This window comes from Mesorhizobium sp. M2C.T.Ca.TU.002.02.1.1 (assembly GCF_003997225.1).
Map to the genome: position 1 here is coordinate 1 of NZ_RZTO01000070.1, position 13,167 is coordinate 13,167.

Here is a 13,167-nt window from a genome sequence, read left to right on the forward strand (position 1 = left end):
AGGCAGCGCGCCAAAATAGCTCTCAAGGCTGGAAATGGCAGTCTCTCCTTCATTCGACTGCCTGCCCAAAGAATCCCTTCTCAGGCCAACTTCAAGTCCTAAAAAGCCATATGCGATTCCCCTGCCCACAAGGGGGAGATCAACAGTTCCAACGCCTACGCGTTATCGCCCCAGTTCTCCCACAGCAGCGTGATCGTGCCGGTCACGGCAAGCGTGCCATCGGCGTCGATATCCGTGCCGGTTGCAAAGGCGAGGTTGAGATAGAGGTCGACCGGCGTCACTGTCCCGTCGAGCGTCGAGGCGGCGGCGATGTCGGCGGTGGAGGCGGAAGAGAGCGCGGCTCCGGCGCCGTCCAGCGTGCGGGCGGTGGAGGCCAGTACATTGACCATGGTGCCGGCGAGCGTGGCGCTCGACGCTGGAGCCGAGCCCAGCGACCAGGTGAGCGCGGCGTTGTCGTTGATGGTGGAAGCGCGCGTGGTCAGCACCGCGAATTGCAGCCTGGCCGTGCCGCCCTTGATGCGCACCTTGCCGTCGGTGAAATCGAAAATCTTCTGGCTCGCATAGGCGAGCGCATCGGTCACCGGCACCTGCATGCCGGCGAAGGTGAAGACGGTGCGGTAGGAACCGCCCTGCCCGCTGGTCACGGCCTTGAGGCCGAACTTGGGCGGCGCAAGGCCGGCCTCGCGGGCGGCAGCGCGGGCAAGGGTCCGGGGAAGTCCTCGGGTCATGTCATTTCTCCATTCTTGGGGGGAATTTTCTGGGGTAAGGCGTGGTTCGCGCAGCGAACGGAACTTTCCAAACAACGAACGCCCGGAGCGGCAGCGAAGGACGGGGTGCCGATATGCCGCCGCCAGCCTATGGACGCAGCCTTGATTTGTGTGTATCTATACACAACATGAGAAGTGCCGATGTCATCGACAGATTGCTGGCGGATGGCTGGTTCGAGGTGGCCCGCAAGGGCTCTCACGCCCAATTCAAGCACCGCATCAAACCGGGGCGCGTGACGGTGCCGCATCCCAAGCGAGACATCCCGATCGGCACGTTGAAATCGATCGAGAAGCAATCTGGCCTGAAGCTGAGGTAGAGATATGCGTCACTATATCGGACTGATCCACAAGGACGCGGACAGCGACTTCGGTGTCTCGTTCCCCGACTTCCCAGGCGTGGTCACGGCCGGAACGAGCCTCGACGAGGCGCGCATGCTGGCCGAGGAAGCGCTGGCCTTCCATGTCGACGGTCTGGTCGAGGACGGTGAGGCCATTCCCGAGCCGTCATCCCTCGAGGACGTGATGGCCGACGAGGACAATCGTACCGGCGTCGCCATCCTGGTGACGCTCAAAGCCGACGCGGCGAAGGTCGTGCGCGTCAACGTCACCATTCCGGAGGACGTTCTCGGTGAAATCGACCGCTATGCCGAACGTCACGGCTACAGCCGATCCGGGTTTCTGACCGCGGCGGCCAAGCAGGCGATGCGTAACGAAGCGGCCTAGGAGCCTCGCAATCTGATTCAGCCAGCGGCATCATCCTGTTGTTGGCGTTAATCTTTCCGGTTTGGAAACCATGGCGTTCAACCGCCGCGAAACCGTGATTCACTTCGTGAGCGGGCTCCGCCGCCGTTCCGCCGCAATGCGACCGCAGTTCAGCTTCGTTCGCCCCCGTCGTCAGTCCCTGGGGCTTCAGAGGAGTTCTAGTGATGATCATCAAGAAGGCCATTCTGGCCGTGCTCATGACCGCGGCCCTTGCCGGCTGCGAGACGCAGACCGAAGGCCAGCAGCGCGCCACGACCGGCGCGCTGATCGGCGGCGCCGGCGGCGCGCTGGTCGGCCAGGCGATCGGCGGCAATACCAAGAGCACGGTGATCGGCGCCGCGAGCGGCGCGCTGCTCGGCGCCGTCGTAGGCTCGGCCACCACGCCGCAGCGCCGCGGCGACCAGCTCTGCCGCTACCAGGACCGCTACGGCCGCATCTACACCGCGCCCTGCGACGACCGGTACTACAACGGCAATTATTGATGGTGTCCGGCTTTGCCTTCTCCCCGTTTCACGGGGAGAAGGTGCCCGCAGGGCGGATGAGGGGTCCGGGGTTTGAGATGCTGGCGCTGTTGAGCGCGAAAGGCGGAGGCGGCTCTCGATCTATGACCGCATCGAGATTAAGTGCGCTGTCATGGATGCTGTTGTCTTTGGTTGCGCCAGCCAATAGGCTTCCGTTCGAGTTCGTAGTAGGTTTCGAAAGGCAGTGGCTCCTAAATTACCTGATTTGTTGGAGTAAAATCCGGCCACGGGTCGGGAGCCACTGCCGCCTCTTTACTCCCCCTACTCCCCCTGCCCGGTGCCTATCGGATCATCTTGTCTGAAACCTGGGCCACGCCACCAAGCGAAACAGTGCAGTGTCACCGTAATTCCCTTTTCGACCAACCATGTCGAGAGTTTCTGGGTTCTGTTCAAGCGGTCAGTTCGCTCGACGCACATTCACGTGTCGTCCCAAGCACATGTACCGCTATCTGGATGAGTTCACTTTCCGGTCGAACCACCGCCAGATGCAGAACGCGATGTTCGATCTGATTTTGGCTCGTGTTTGATGACCTTGGCGGCCGCCCTTAAAAAGGCGGCCTCATTAATCGGGCCGATGCCGGCAGCCTCTTGCTGGCGGATAAACTCCTCCAGCCGTCCCTCTTTGATCGCAGTCGCTAGCGATAGCATCAATCGACCGCCTCTCGGATTGCCCGTTTTACAGACTTCGGGGAATTACGGTGACAGTGCACTTTTTAGCGTGGCCTCGAGCCCATAATCCGTATAAGTTAGACCGAATGGCCCGCCTTGCTCGAATTGTCGTTCCCGGTTTGCCGCACCACGTCACGCAGCGCGGCAATGGCCGCGCCAAGGTATTCTTCGGCCCCCGCGACTATGAGCTCTATAGGGATCTGCTGGTCGAGCATTGCCGCGCCGCCGACGTCGGCATCTGGGCCTGGTGCCTCATGCCCAATCATGTGCACCTGATCCTGACTCCGACCGATCCCGATGGTCTGCGCCGCGCGCTCGCCAAGGTGCATCGCGTCTATGCGGGCACCATTCATGCGCGGCAAAAGAAAACCGGACATTTCTGGCAAGGCCGCTTTGGCGCCGTCGCGATGGACGAGGATCACCTGTTGGCGGCGCTGCGCTATGTTGGACTGAATCCCGTGCGCGCAAAGCTGGTCGAGCAGGCGGCTGATTGGCCTTGGTCAAGCGCCCGGGCGCATCTGACGGGCAAAGCAGACGGCGTCACCGATCTTAAACCGATACAGGACAGGCTGCCGTCACCGGTCGGCCTGTTCGATCCGGTTGAGACAGATGTCGCAGCGTTCGACGCGCTGCGTAAGGCCGAGAGCATTGGCCGGCCGGTAGGCCGCGAGGCATTTCTGGATCGGGTTGCAGGGCAAATCGGCAAGGCCGTGAAACCTCAGAAACGAGGGCGTACCGCCAAAGAGAAATAGTGCACTGTCACCGTAATTGCCCTGATATCCATCACAGCGAAGGCCACGGCGTACTCCCAGCGACCTCGGACTACAGCGCCACTTCAAACTACAGAATAAGCTTCGTCAGCGTCTCAGCCACCTTTGAGGTTCACGGGTGTCCCCGGTGGCAGTCCTTTTACCTTGGCGATAACCTGGCCCATGATGTGCCAGTAGACTTCCAGATCCGTTATTTCCATGTTGGAAATGTCGTCCTCGCCGCCGAGGAAAAGCGGCTTCTTGTAGCCGATACATTCGTTGTAAGCCGGCTGTGCTCCACCACTCGGCAACCAGTCCTCTGCATATATGTTCGCAGCCAGAGCCGCATCGGGATTTTCAATCACCAATGCATCATGGAAGGTCTCGATGTTGGCTGGTATTTTAAGAGCCTCGCCGGTACCAGGCTCGAACAGGAGAACACCAGGCTGCCCCTGTTCCAGCCTCTGATTGTCGATGGCGAACGCAGAACCTTGCCAGTCGTAACCAAAGCAAGTGACCCGCCCACCGGCCTCCGGAAATCCCAAGTTTATCCTGGCGTTCCAGACCGGAATATCCTGCGCCCGGATGATGCGGTACAGGCCTTGTTTGAACGAGCTCCCTCCAAAATCGCGCAAGAGCGCGTTCAAGCTAGCGATCCCGGTGTCTGGGCCGGCCATCCCTGGATCCTCGGGTGCCCTGCTATCTATCGCAAAGCTCTTACGGAATTTCTCGAACACTATCGCTCTCCAATTGTGACCTTATTGATCACGGTTCCGATGGGTAAGTCTTTTATTTGATTCCAAATCTGTGCGCCTAAACTTCGATTTACACTCGCATCCAACGGCATGAAGTTAGATAGAGCGTGAAGGCCTCCCAGCTGCAGGTCAATCATATGATCGATATCGCTGCCGAATGGAATGAACAAACGGGCGTTCTCGAAGATTCTCCTAGCGGATTTCCCGGTGCGGACTGCATGGCTAACCACGGTGGCGGCCTCCGTCAATATTTTTACCTTTAGATCAGCTGGCGCTCGCTGTGCCGCGGTCCAGTGGGGCATGTAGATTAGATGTAGATCCTGGAATTACCGTGACAGTGCACTTTTTGCATGTTCAGCGAGCTGTCGCCGCAATTTCCAATCTTTCAATCGTGGAACGGCTTGAAGCTTGCCATAGGAAGGCCCAGTTCATCCAGCACATCCAAGATGCGCTCCGAAATAACGAGTCGCAGATCCGAGGAAATCCCGAAGTCGGCGTGACCGGCCTTTCCATCTATCTTCAGCCAGACAAGAGGCGGAATCTTAACATCGGAGTAAACGTCACGAAAATTGTCGGAGATTGTGATTTCGACGTCAGCGAATGTCGCACCAGAGAATCCGACCTTCTGCAACGCGAATTTAGCTTCCTCGGTGATGAGAAAGCAAGGAAAGCTTGCTACGAGAACATCGCCGGGCCAGGCATCGACCCGAAAGACAAGCTTGCTGACGATTGGTGGATGCACACTTACGTCCATGACAGTACCCTCACCGAAATCGCCCGCAACAATCGGCTCTACGTAAAAGTATTTCATCAATCACCTATGGGAGGTTCGAAAAGATGCCCGTACTTCCTGTCTATCTCTGTAACTTTGTCAATTAGTTGCTGGCGAGTCACTGTGGGATGAGAGCGATAAAAATCACTCCACTCGCTCTTAATTTCCTTTTGATGCAAGTGTATGTCACATTCTTTTCTACTTCCCCTGAAGTTTTCTGTTGAATTAATTTCCTCTTTCGTAAACAATCCTGGATACTTATCGAACACCTTCTGCTCTACAGCGTGATGAACCACGTAGTCACCGGCGTTTAGGGTGGAGTTCCGACTGAAAAACGTATTGCGATAATTTGTTGAGATCTCCCATCCCACTGTCGCCCCCCCATAGCTAACTCGCGCGGGATCTCTTGCAAGCATTGCTCCGAGCATTGCATTGTCAAACTCACGTTTCGACCTCGGAACTGGCTGGAAGGTCGAACGAGCAAGCTCTTGCTGGTACCGGAGCGTCTCGGCGTTTACGCCATGAACAAGCGCCTCGCCTGCTAGTTCGTCGGATCGCTTGGAGAAATCCTTGAGCTTCTCAACCCAAGGCTCGGCAATCTTGCCGGTGCGCCTCAAGATAGGCGCTGCCAAACGATCCGCGGGGATTACCCCTGCAGCTTCGAGCGCGGCGTCGCCGTATCTGCCATCCAGTGCGGCAGCGCCTGCTCTATCCAAGGCGAACGCCACCCCCAGCGGGGTCACGTCGGCTACCGAGAAGCCCTCTTCGCCAAGCCCCTCGGAGCCCACCAATTTTTGCGCAAGAAAGCGCCTGAAACTGCCTCGCGGGCTGTCGCCCGTTATAAACCTGCCGAATTGCTCTTGAAGTGTTGGAATGTAGTTTGTGAGTACTGCGTTCGCGCTCGGTGCGCCTAGCTCGACGGTGTTGCCAAGATCGAGCAACGCCAAAGGGTCTACTACCCCCTCCTGACGCGTCCTATCCGCAATGCCTTTCCTTGTCTGAGCTGTCTGAAGCAGATGACCCAGCATCGCTTCTTGGGCTGTTTGAGTAGGCAACGCAGCAAAGATGTTGCTTAGCGTTGGGCTCTCGTCTTGCGATTGGATTTCATTTCGGAGCCGGTTGACTATGTCTCCAGCCACGGAGTTAGGCAGCGGCTGTGTTGTCTCGAAACCCAGTTGATCCTGCGCAGCTATCGAGCCGATGATTGCAGCCTGATAATCCTCAGGCTTCGAAATGTTGTTCCAGGTTGCGTCTAGGTCCTTGAACGCTTCACGAACATAGTCGCCTGGATCGCCTTGCCTGGCTTTGAACGTCAGATCAGCCGCGGCAACTATGGCCTCATGCCGAGCTCTGTCTTCAGCCGGCGTGGCGCTATCCGGTTTCGGCTGAGAATTCGCAACCATTGCCCGAATGGCGTCATTCGGCATGGTCAGCATGTCGTGGTAACGGTGACTTACCTCCAGCGCATTGCTTAAGGCTTGGAATCGCCGTCCGCCTTCGGTCGCGCCATATAGCACTACAAATTTAGCCTGTGACGGAATGGGCCCAGTATATGTCCCCGTCTTCCGGATGACTGCGGGAGCGTTTTGCTCCGCAAGAGCGATACTGCTTCGCATATCGACTTGCTGGGCAGCATCGGCTGCTCGCGCTTGCCGCGCTATCCTTGCCTGTTCTTCTTGCGGAACGTCGTCCCTGAAAGCCTGAACGATCACTTCGTCCGGCGTCTTGTTGCGGCGCCAGTCGCCTTTTGCGGCGGCCTGCTCATCGCGCCCGGCCGCACCAAGCTGCGAGCGCACCGTCTCGCCCATGCCGTCGCTGGCCACCGGGCCACCGCTCAGCAACTCGGCGGCGCGGCGCGGGTCCTGCGCGATCAGCGCTTGCATGCGCTCTTTCGCCGTACGGGCGAGCCAGTCGGCTTCGGCCAGCGCCTTGGCCCGCGGGTCAAGGTCCATCTTGGCGATGAGATCGAGGCCGGCCTGCCGGGAGGCGTCGAACGCGGCGGTGTCATTCGGGTCGCTTCGCGCGATGTTGCTGAGCTCGGCGGTGTGGACCTCCGCAACCTGATCCTGCTCATATTGCTTGCGGCGCTGATTTTGCTGCGCCGCCATGCGCCGCCCGCCAACGGCGCGAAGCGCTTCCTTGCGCGCGGCAAGGCCGGCGCGCAGATCGGGCGGCAGCTGCTTCAGGAAATTGCCGAACAGCGTGTCGAACAGGCCGGTCTTCACCACCTGGCCGGTGTATGGATCGACCTGGCCGTACATGGTGTCGTGCAGGCCGGCGCCGTCGGCGGGCGAATTGGCCACGGCATCGGCCTCGGCCTTGGCGAGCTCGCCGTTCAGCCGGCGCGCGGCGATCTCGGTGTCGAAGGCCTGCTGCTGCGCCTTGCGCTGCTCGTAGCGCTCGGCGGCGGCCTGCCACCGGTCGCCGAATTGCTGCATCGCCTCGCCAACCGGCGAGGAGTCCGGATACTGCACCGCATTGCCGGTATCGAGCCGGCGCTCGCCGACAAAAAGAGGAATGATGTGGACCATTGGGTGTTTCCTGGCCGGGCGGTTTGCGGGACGCGCGCAGAGACGGGCCGCAGCGGATGGCGGCCGGTTCGGCGGTGCGGATGGTGAGGGTTCGGCTGGAGCCTGGGATCGCGGAGTGAGTGAGGTTGCTCGTTAGCGCACGGCGCTCGCGACGGCTGATCTCCCCCCTCGTGGGGGAGATGTCCGGCAGGACAGAGGGGGGCGCCCTAGAGCGCCTACCTCGATGGGGCCTGGATGGACCTCACCTGAGAATCCCAGCGAAAGGTGTTGAGAAAACACGGCCGGGCCGGCGGGACAGCGCCCCCCTCTGCCCTGCCGGGCATCTCCCCCACTTGGGGGGAGATTGGCAGCGTCGCCGCCTCACCTCTCCTCGGACCGCGCCGCCTTTTCCAGCGCGGCGAGGTCGGCGTCTTCCAGCGTGAGAAAGCCCATGATGTGCTGCACGACTTCCGCCCGCGCGTTGGAGAGCGCGCTGTGCAGTTCGAAGCCGTCGGGCGTCTTGGTTCGCGCCAGCCAGTCGCCATAAGACGGCCGGCGGTAGTAGCCTGTCGTGGCGGTGAGGTCGGCGAGCACCAGTTCGCCATCCTCGCCGGAAAAGACGCGGCGATAGGCTTTGGTCAACGCCTCGCGCGCGGCGAGCGGACCGCCGGCGTCGGAGGGACGGGCGAAGCGTTTGCGGCTCATGCGGCACCATTGGCGGCGCCGCCCGCGGGGCCGCCCTGGGAGCCAGGCACGGCGCCCTGCCCGCCGGACATCGCGCCTTGCGGCGCGCCGGCCGGACCGACAGCGCCGCCTTGGGCGCCCTGCATCATCGCCTGCAGGCTGTCGAGCAGGCCGCTGTCACGCGCCTGCACGGCGGCCGGCACCGCATCCTTGGCTACCTTGCCGGCGGTGGCGATCGCCGCCATGCCGGCTTGGGCCTGCTGCGCCTGGGCCCGGGCGCCGCGCATCCCTTCCACCTCGTCCTTGCGCCGGAAGATGCGCTGCGGGCTGCGGCCGGCGCTCTGCACGACGCGGATCGCCTCGTCGCCGTCGATATTGTCCATGATGCCGGGATCGAACTGCGCCATCTGCATGGCGGTGGTCACCACCTGGATGGTGTCGCGTGCTTCGGCCGAGCGGCGCAGCACGTCGAGCGGGCCGGTGAAGGTCGGCCGCACCGCCTTGCCGGCGAGGCTCTCCGGCGGGCGGAAGCGGCTGTCCTGGTCGTAGAGGCCCTTGTCCTCGAGGATCGACAGCTCGCGGTCGAGATTGGCGGCAAAGCCGGCCTGGATGATCGAGCCGGAAGGACCGAGCAGCGCGCCCTTCTCCTCCTGGCGGATCAGCGCCTCGGTGGCGGTCATCTGCGGGTTCTGCACCAGCGTCTGGAACAGGTTGACGAACATCATGTCGCGGATCTCCTCCGCGCGGCTCGCCGCATAGTCGAAGGCGTAGCTCGGGTTCTGGCCGGTGGCGATCGGCTGGATCAGCGGCCGGCCATTGTCGTCGATCAGGCCGGGATAATTCTCGCCGGGATTGAGCACCGGCACATAATCGAGCCTGGCCTTGGAAGCCGTCGGCGGATCGGTGATCTGCTGCAGCGCGCGCAAGCCGGAGCGGCGCACGGCATTCTCCTCGCGCACCGTGGTCAGCGCCTCGATGGCCGGCGAGATGCCGTAGGCGTCGCCCTCGTAGCGGCGCCAGTTGAAGGTCGAGACCGGGAAGGTGCGGAAGCCGGACTCGCGCACGATCTCCTCCTCGTCCTCGATGACGTGGTAGGAGGCGAAGGCCTGGTCGAGATACTGGTAGAAGCCGCCCTTGCGGTACATGCGGCGCTCGTCGCGCGGCTGCACGCACTGGATCAGCGAGATCTTCTCCTCGCATTTGGCGGGGTCGTCTACCAGCGCCTTGATGCGCGCCGGCAGTTTCTCATAGCCGAGCAGCTGCGCTGCTTGCCGCGCCGTGCGCTCGTAGCGGCGATGGAAGATGTCGACCTGGCCCCAGCGGTTGCGCGACAGATAGCCCTCGACCACGGGGATCGAGGCATAGCGGATCAGCGTGCCACCAAAACCTTCCTCGGCATAGAGATAGGCCGGGCCGTAACGCACCACATTGCGCAGGCAAGCCTGCGTCGCCGGCACGAAATTGGAGTTGGCGGAGTAGCGCAGCGCGAATAGGAAATCGCGGAGCGCCTCCGCCCATTCCTTCTCCTCGTCGGTCTCATCGTCATCCATCTCCGCGGTGGTCAGCCCATGCCATTTCTCCGACTGCGGGATGATCAGGCTTTCGAGCCCGGCGGCGAGCCGGTTGGCGGCGGAGTTGATGGTGTTGGCGTAGACGCGAGAGCCGCGCCGCTCCTGCCGCTCGGCCTGGCTGTCCGAGCGGCTGGTGCGGCGGCCCGACCAGATGTCGGGCGCATCCGGATCGCAGAACTCCGCCACCGCCTCCCAGACGGGCTCGTAAGTGGCGCGTTCGGTCTCGAGTTCGGCCTGTCGCGACAGGATATCGCGGGCACGGGAGTCGGTCATGGGAATGATCTCACTTGTTTGGCGCCGGCGCAGAAGCTGCCAATCTCCCCCTCGTGGAGGAGATGTCCGGCAGGACAGAGAGGGGCGCGAAGGATCGCCAACCCCTGAGGTGAATTGGCCAACGAGCATGGCCGCGGAAGAAAGCGGGACGTTGGAAAGGCCGGCGCAACAGCGCCCCGTCCGGCTCGCACGCCCTCCGCGGCCGCGCAGAGCGGATCGGTCATCCCCCTTTGAGGTAGATCGACAGTTCTACCGGCCGCTTTTACTCGGCCGGCGTCGTCCCCAACGCCGGCTTCCTGCGGGCGAACCGGCGCAGGACCGTGCGGCCGAGTTGCTGGCCAGTCATTTCGATGACCTTGTAGGTGACGAAGGACAGAAGGCAGACCACCGGCAGCACGATCGCCAGCACGATGGCGAAGCGCAGCGGCGCGGCAAGGCCGTCGCCATAGCGGGCAATGACGAATGCCGCGACGGGCTGCAGCACCAGAAGATGGATCAGATAGATGCTGTAGGACAGCTCGCCGAGCACGTGGAAGACGCCTCCACCCAAGGCGACGGCAACTTTTCGCGCCACCTTGCCCGCCACGCCCGGCAGCATCCGGTAGAGGACAAGGGCAAAGAACCCAAGCACCAGTGCCTCGCGTATCAGGAACTTCGAAAGGCCGTAGCCGTCGCCGAAGGGGATCGCCGCAAGCGCCATGGCCAGGGCGAGATGCAGCAGCGGCCGCGGTTGTCTTCGTGCCAGCACGCCCGCCAGAAGCATGCCGCACAGGAAAACCTGGATCTTCAGCGGCAGGAAGGACGGCATCGGGAAATGGACCGACATCGCCTCGAGGACTATCACGGCCAAACCGCCGAGCGCCGCTACGATTATGACGCTCCATATCCAGTCGAAGCGGCGCACCAGGAGCATCAGCGCGGGGAAGACCGCGTAGAACTGCATTTCCAGTCCCAGGCTCCAGTCGGGCAGCGGCGTCCGGTAGGCGAGGTTCGGGGATAGTCCGAACAGGAATGTCAGATGGGCGGCAATGTTCTTCAGGCTGCCGTCGAGGAAGCGCTCGGGCGCCTGCGGCGCGCGGCCCAGGAAGCCATCGATGACCATTCGCGATTCATAGAGATAGGGCCCCAGCGCCAGCGCGAGGAACAGCATGACGTAGAACAGCGGCGCAATGCGGAAATAGCGCCGCGTCCAGAATTTGAGCCAGGTCTCGGGCCTTTGCCAGGGCTCCTTGTCCTGGCGCAACTGATAATGGAACACCATCAGGAAGCCGGACAGCATGATGAAGAGGTCGACACCGAGCGCGGGGTCGCCAAGCACCGGAAGATGCCAGCCGGTCAGGAGCAGGCAGTGTCCGACCAGCACCCACAATGCGGCGGCGGCGCGAAGGCCGTCCAGGCATTCGATGCGCGATGACTCGGTCATGCTCTCTCCATGCTGCATTGCAGCATGGCCAGGAGAGTGTGAATGTCAACCTTGTTTCGGCGCTCGCCCTTTTCCGCTGGCGGCAGCGTTCGCGTCAATCCGCCCGTTTTTTCACCAGCCTTGCATGCCGCCTCCAATACCACCAGTCCAGCACGCGCCGGCGAAAGCTGCGTTTCATCGCGGTCATGGCGTCATACTCCGAGCAGCACACGACGCCGGCCGGCGACATCGCTCGGAGCCAGATCGGTCTTGACGGTGGACAGCGTGCCCTGGCGCTGCTCGAGCTCAGCGCGAAGCGCGGCTTCCCGCGCCTGCACGTCCTTGTCCTGCGCGGTCGGCACCGGCGGCAGCGGCTTCAGTTCCGGTGGTTTTTGAAAGAGACACATTGTTCCAGCTTTCCCTTGTCCAGTCATAGAGGAAGAAGTCTTCGCCGTTCCTGCCGTAACCCGGCAGGCGGCAGCGTTGGGTGGCGCCGAGCCTGTCCAGCCAGCGCAAGGCAAGATCGTTGTCGGCAAGCGCCCTCGCCTCGACCCGCCAGGCGCCTTTGGCCGCGACCTGAGGCCCGAGCACCGCGTGGAAGAAGCGGGTGATCTCGGGCACGCAGCGCTTCATGCGGCGCGTGCCCCAGCTCCAGGCGATCCACAACCCGCTGCGCTGCTCGGCCGCGCCGAAGCCCGCCTCCGGATTGCCGTCGAGCTCGGCGACATAGGCAAAGCCCTGAAGTGCCGTCAGCGCCAGCAGCGCCGGCGACCAATGGTCAAGCTGGCAGTCGATCTCGGCCCGGTCCTCGGAACGGAGGTTCGCGGCGATATAGGAAAGGTCCCGCAGCGTGGCGGGGACGATGCGGATGGGCATGGGCGGACTCTCGTCCGTCAGCGGCGAAGCCTACCACCGACGTATTGGTGTAGAAACTCTGACGCCTTGGCCTCGGCATATGTCTGGGAATTGCCCCCACGGTAGCCGGTGGCGCGCCTTGAGTTCTGGAACATTATTTTTCAGGCTGAGCTCTTTCACCACATCTTTGTCGAAATCATTTTCGTTTCTAATGGATGACTTATCCGACGTGGATCATAAGGAACGCCTCGTGATTGATAGACACTCCTTTATGAATCGGACTCGAGGGCCTTTTTTATTCAATCGATTCCTTTGTCTCGCGTTCGCTCTTTTGGCTACTTTGCCAACAAATCCGGCATACTCTTCCGAGGTGAAGGGCGAAAAATATTCGGTTCGATTTGTTGCCCGGATGACCGATGGGCAATATTTTAGCGGGAATTCTCAGTGCAGCAGAAGGTATTATTGTGACATCCGATTTGGAAAATCGTTCGAGCTCAGCATCGCCGACTATGGAAAATCATACAATTTATCTATAACGGATTATGACATAAACTCTCTTCCATGCTGTTCCTTTCCAACCGGAAAGCACAGCATAGAGTTTTCTAAAACGGAAAATCGCGTTAGCACTATATTTAACCAATCCGTTTCTGACGATTTAGTCTACAGGAGAGCGACGCAAATCGGAGAAATTTTCGTCATAATATCGGAAGATAAATGATATGCGCCCGCTCGCAATTCGCCGTTGGCAACCCAGGGCACTAGGAGCCGTGACCGCACGCTCAACCCGCGAAGTTGTTGTCCACGAACATCTCAGCAAATTGCTGGGGCGTGAGTGTCACCTTGTTGTCGTGCGCGATTTTGACGTTCTTCTTCCACA

The 13,167-nt window shown here is 61.2% G+C and carries 14 protein-coding genes and 1 pseudogene; 5 read left to right on the plus strand and 10 right to left on the minus strand.

The features are described 5' to 3' along the window. Positions 1 to 155 precede the first annotated feature (155 nt). Entirely contained in the window at positions 156 to 728 is a 573-nt protein-coding gene (locus EOD07_RS06035) for a hypothetical protein (RefSeq protein WP_127234356.1), read from the minus strand. A gap of 167 nt (positions 729 to 895) precedes the next feature. On the opposite strand from EOD07_RS06035, the gene EOD07_RS06040 reads away from it, so the two are divergent. From EOD07_RS06040 to EOD07_RS06055, 4 genes and pseudogenes are all read left to right on the plus strand, one after another. Beyond that, positions 896 to 1,084 (plus strand): type II toxin-antitoxin system HicA family toxin, encoded by a 189-nt coding sequence (locus EOD07_RS06040; protein WP_127234366.1) that lies wholly within the window; start codon positions 896 to 898, stop codon positions 1,082 to 1,084. Positions 1,085 to 1,088: 4 nt separating this feature from the next. Next, a complete protein-coding gene (locus EOD07_RS06045; RefSeq protein ID WP_127234357.1) occupies positions 1,089 to 1,490 on the plus strand; it encodes a type II toxin-antitoxin system HicB family antitoxin in 402 nt (133 codons plus the stop codon). A gap of 203 nt (positions 1,491 to 1,693) precedes the next feature. After that, complete coding sequence (locus EOD07_RS06050; RefSeq protein ID WP_127234358.1) at positions 1,694 to 2,011, plus strand: YMGG-like glycine zipper-containing protein; 318 nt, start codon at positions 1,694 to 1,696, stop codon at positions 2,009 to 2,011. Between the two features lie 397 nt (positions 2,012 to 2,408). Next, positions 2,409 to 2,577 (plus strand): annotated as a pseudogene (locus EOD07_RS06055) (transposase); the annotation flags it as partial. On the opposite strand, the gene EOD07_RS37540 reads toward EOD07_RS06055, so the two are convergent. Then, positions 2,510 to 2,698 carry a hypothetical protein gene (locus EOD07_RS37540; RefSeq protein ID WP_164772087.1) on the minus strand — a complete coding sequence of 63 codons (189 nt, stop codon included), beginning with the start codon at positions 2,696 to 2,698 and terminating at the stop codon, positions 2,510 to 2,512. The pseudogene EOD07_RS06055 and the gene EOD07_RS37540 sit on opposite strands and share 68 nt — an antisense overlap. Before the next feature lie 107 nt (positions 2,699 to 2,805). Between EOD07_RS37540 and EOD07_RS06060 the strand changes: the two genes are divergently transcribed. Continuing rightward, positions 2,806 to 3,471, plus strand: coding sequence for a transposase (locus EOD07_RS06060; protein WP_127234359.1), 666 nt, complete (start codon positions 2,806 to 2,808; stop codon positions 3,469 to 3,471). A 113-nt stretch (positions 3,472 to 3,584) separates the two neighbouring features. On the opposite strand, the gene EOD07_RS06065 is transcribed toward EOD07_RS06060, so the two are convergent. From EOD07_RS06065 to EOD07_RS06100, 8 genes are all read right to left on the minus strand, one after another. Then, on the minus strand, positions 3,585 to 4,205 hold the full coding sequence (locus EOD07_RS06065; RefSeq protein ID WP_127234360.1) for a T6SS immunity protein Tdi1 domain-containing protein: 621 nt from the start codon (positions 4,203 to 4,205) through the stop codon (positions 3,585 to 3,587). Between the two features lie 403 nt (positions 4,206 to 4,608). Next, positions 4,609 to 5,034, minus strand: a complete 426-nt coding sequence (locus EOD07_RS06070) for a hypothetical protein (RefSeq protein WP_127234361.1) — start codon at positions 5,032 to 5,034, stop codon at positions 4,609 to 4,611. Next, positions 5,034 to 7,526, minus strand: a complete 2,493-nt coding sequence (locus EOD07_RS38090) for a hypothetical protein (RefSeq protein WP_206519425.1) — start codon at positions 7,524 to 7,526, stop codon at positions 5,034 to 5,036. The genes EOD07_RS06070 and EOD07_RS38090 overlap by 1 nt, the downstream gene beginning before the upstream one ends. A gap of 360 nt (positions 7,527 to 7,886) precedes the next feature. After that, complete coding sequence (locus EOD07_RS06085) at positions 7,887 to 8,210, minus strand: hypothetical protein (RefSeq protein ID WP_127234363.1); 324 nt, start codon at positions 8,208 to 8,210, stop codon at positions 7,887 to 7,889. Continuing rightward, the gene (locus tag EOD07_RS06090) at positions 8,207 to 10,033 is read right to left on the minus strand and encodes a portal protein (RefSeq protein WP_245469891.1); all 1,827 of its coding nucleotides are present in this window, start codon (positions 10,031 to 10,033) and stop codon (positions 8,207 to 8,209) included. Before EOD07_RS06090 ends, EOD07_RS06085 begins: the two co-directional genes overlap by 4 nt. 262 nt (positions 10,034 to 10,295) lie before the next feature. Further along, on the minus strand, positions 10,296 to 11,456 hold the full coding sequence (locus tag EOD07_RS06095) for an acyltransferase (RefSeq protein WP_127234364.1): 1,161 nt from the start codon (positions 11,454 to 11,456) through the stop codon (positions 10,296 to 10,298). Positions 11,457 to 11,647: 191 nt separating this feature from the next. Beyond that, entirely contained in the window at positions 11,648 to 11,773 is a 126-nt protein-coding gene (locus tag EOD07_RS39035) for a hypothetical protein (protein WP_278075763.1), read from the minus strand. Further along, positions 11,742 to 12,311: a hypothetical protein gene (locus EOD07_RS06100; RefSeq protein ID WP_127234365.1), complete on the minus strand. Its 570-nt coding sequence runs from the start codon at positions 12,309 to 12,311 to the stop codon at positions 11,742 to 11,744. Before EOD07_RS06100 ends, EOD07_RS39035 begins: the two co-directional genes overlap by 32 nt. Positions 12,312 to 13,167 lie beyond the last annotated feature (856 nt).

What these genes read in the sequence shown, in the direction of transcription:
- EOD07_RS37540 (WP_164772087.1), bottom strand. Translation starts at nt 2,698, where the DNA reads ATGCTATCGCTAGCGACTGCGATCAAAGAGGGACGGCTGGAGGAGTTT.
- EOD07_RS06100 (WP_127234365.1), bottom strand. Translation starts at nt 12,311, where the DNA reads ATGCCCATCCGCATCGTCCCCGCCACGCTGCGGGACCTTTCCTATATC.
- EOD07_RS06090 (WP_245469891.1), bottom strand. Translation starts at nt 10,033, where the DNA reads ATGACCGACTCCCGTGCCCGCGATATCCTGTCGCGACAGGCCGAACTC.
- EOD07_RS06045 (WP_127234357.1), top strand. Translation starts at nt 1,089, where the DNA reads ATGCGTCACTATATCGGACTGATCCACAAGGACGCGGACAGCGACTTC.
- EOD07_RS06060 (WP_127234359.1), top strand. Translation starts at nt 2,806, where the DNA reads ATGGCCCGCCTTGCTCGAATTGTCGTTCCCGGTTTGCCGCACCACGTC.
- EOD07_RS06095 (WP_127234364.1), bottom strand. Translation starts at nt 11,456, where the DNA reads ATGACCGAGTCATCGCGCATCGAATGCCTGGACGGCCTTCGCGCCGCC.
- EOD07_RS06040 (WP_127234366.1), top strand. Translation starts at nt 896, where the DNA reads ATGAGAAGTGCCGATGTCATCGACAGATTGCTGGCGGATGGCTGGTTC.
- EOD07_RS38090 (WP_206519425.1), bottom strand. Translation starts at nt 7,526, where the DNA reads ATGGTCCACATCATTCCTCTTTTTGTCGGCGAGCGCCGGCTCGATACC.
- EOD07_RS06050 (WP_127234358.1), top strand. Translation starts at nt 1,694, where the DNA reads ATGATCATCAAGAAGGCCATTCTGGCCGTGCTCATGACCGCGGCCCTT.
- EOD07_RS06085 (WP_127234363.1), bottom strand. Translation starts at nt 8,210, where the DNA reads ATGAGCCGCAAACGCTTCGCCCGTCCCTCCGACGCCGGCGGTCCGCTC.
- EOD07_RS06070 (WP_127234361.1), bottom strand. Translation starts at nt 5,034, where the DNA reads ATGAAATACTTTTACGTAGAGCCGATTGTTGCGGGCGATTTCGGTGAG.
- EOD07_RS06035 (WP_127234356.1), bottom strand. Translation starts at nt 728, where the DNA reads ATGACCCGAGGACTTCCCCGGACCCTTGCCCGCGCTGCCGCCCGCGAG.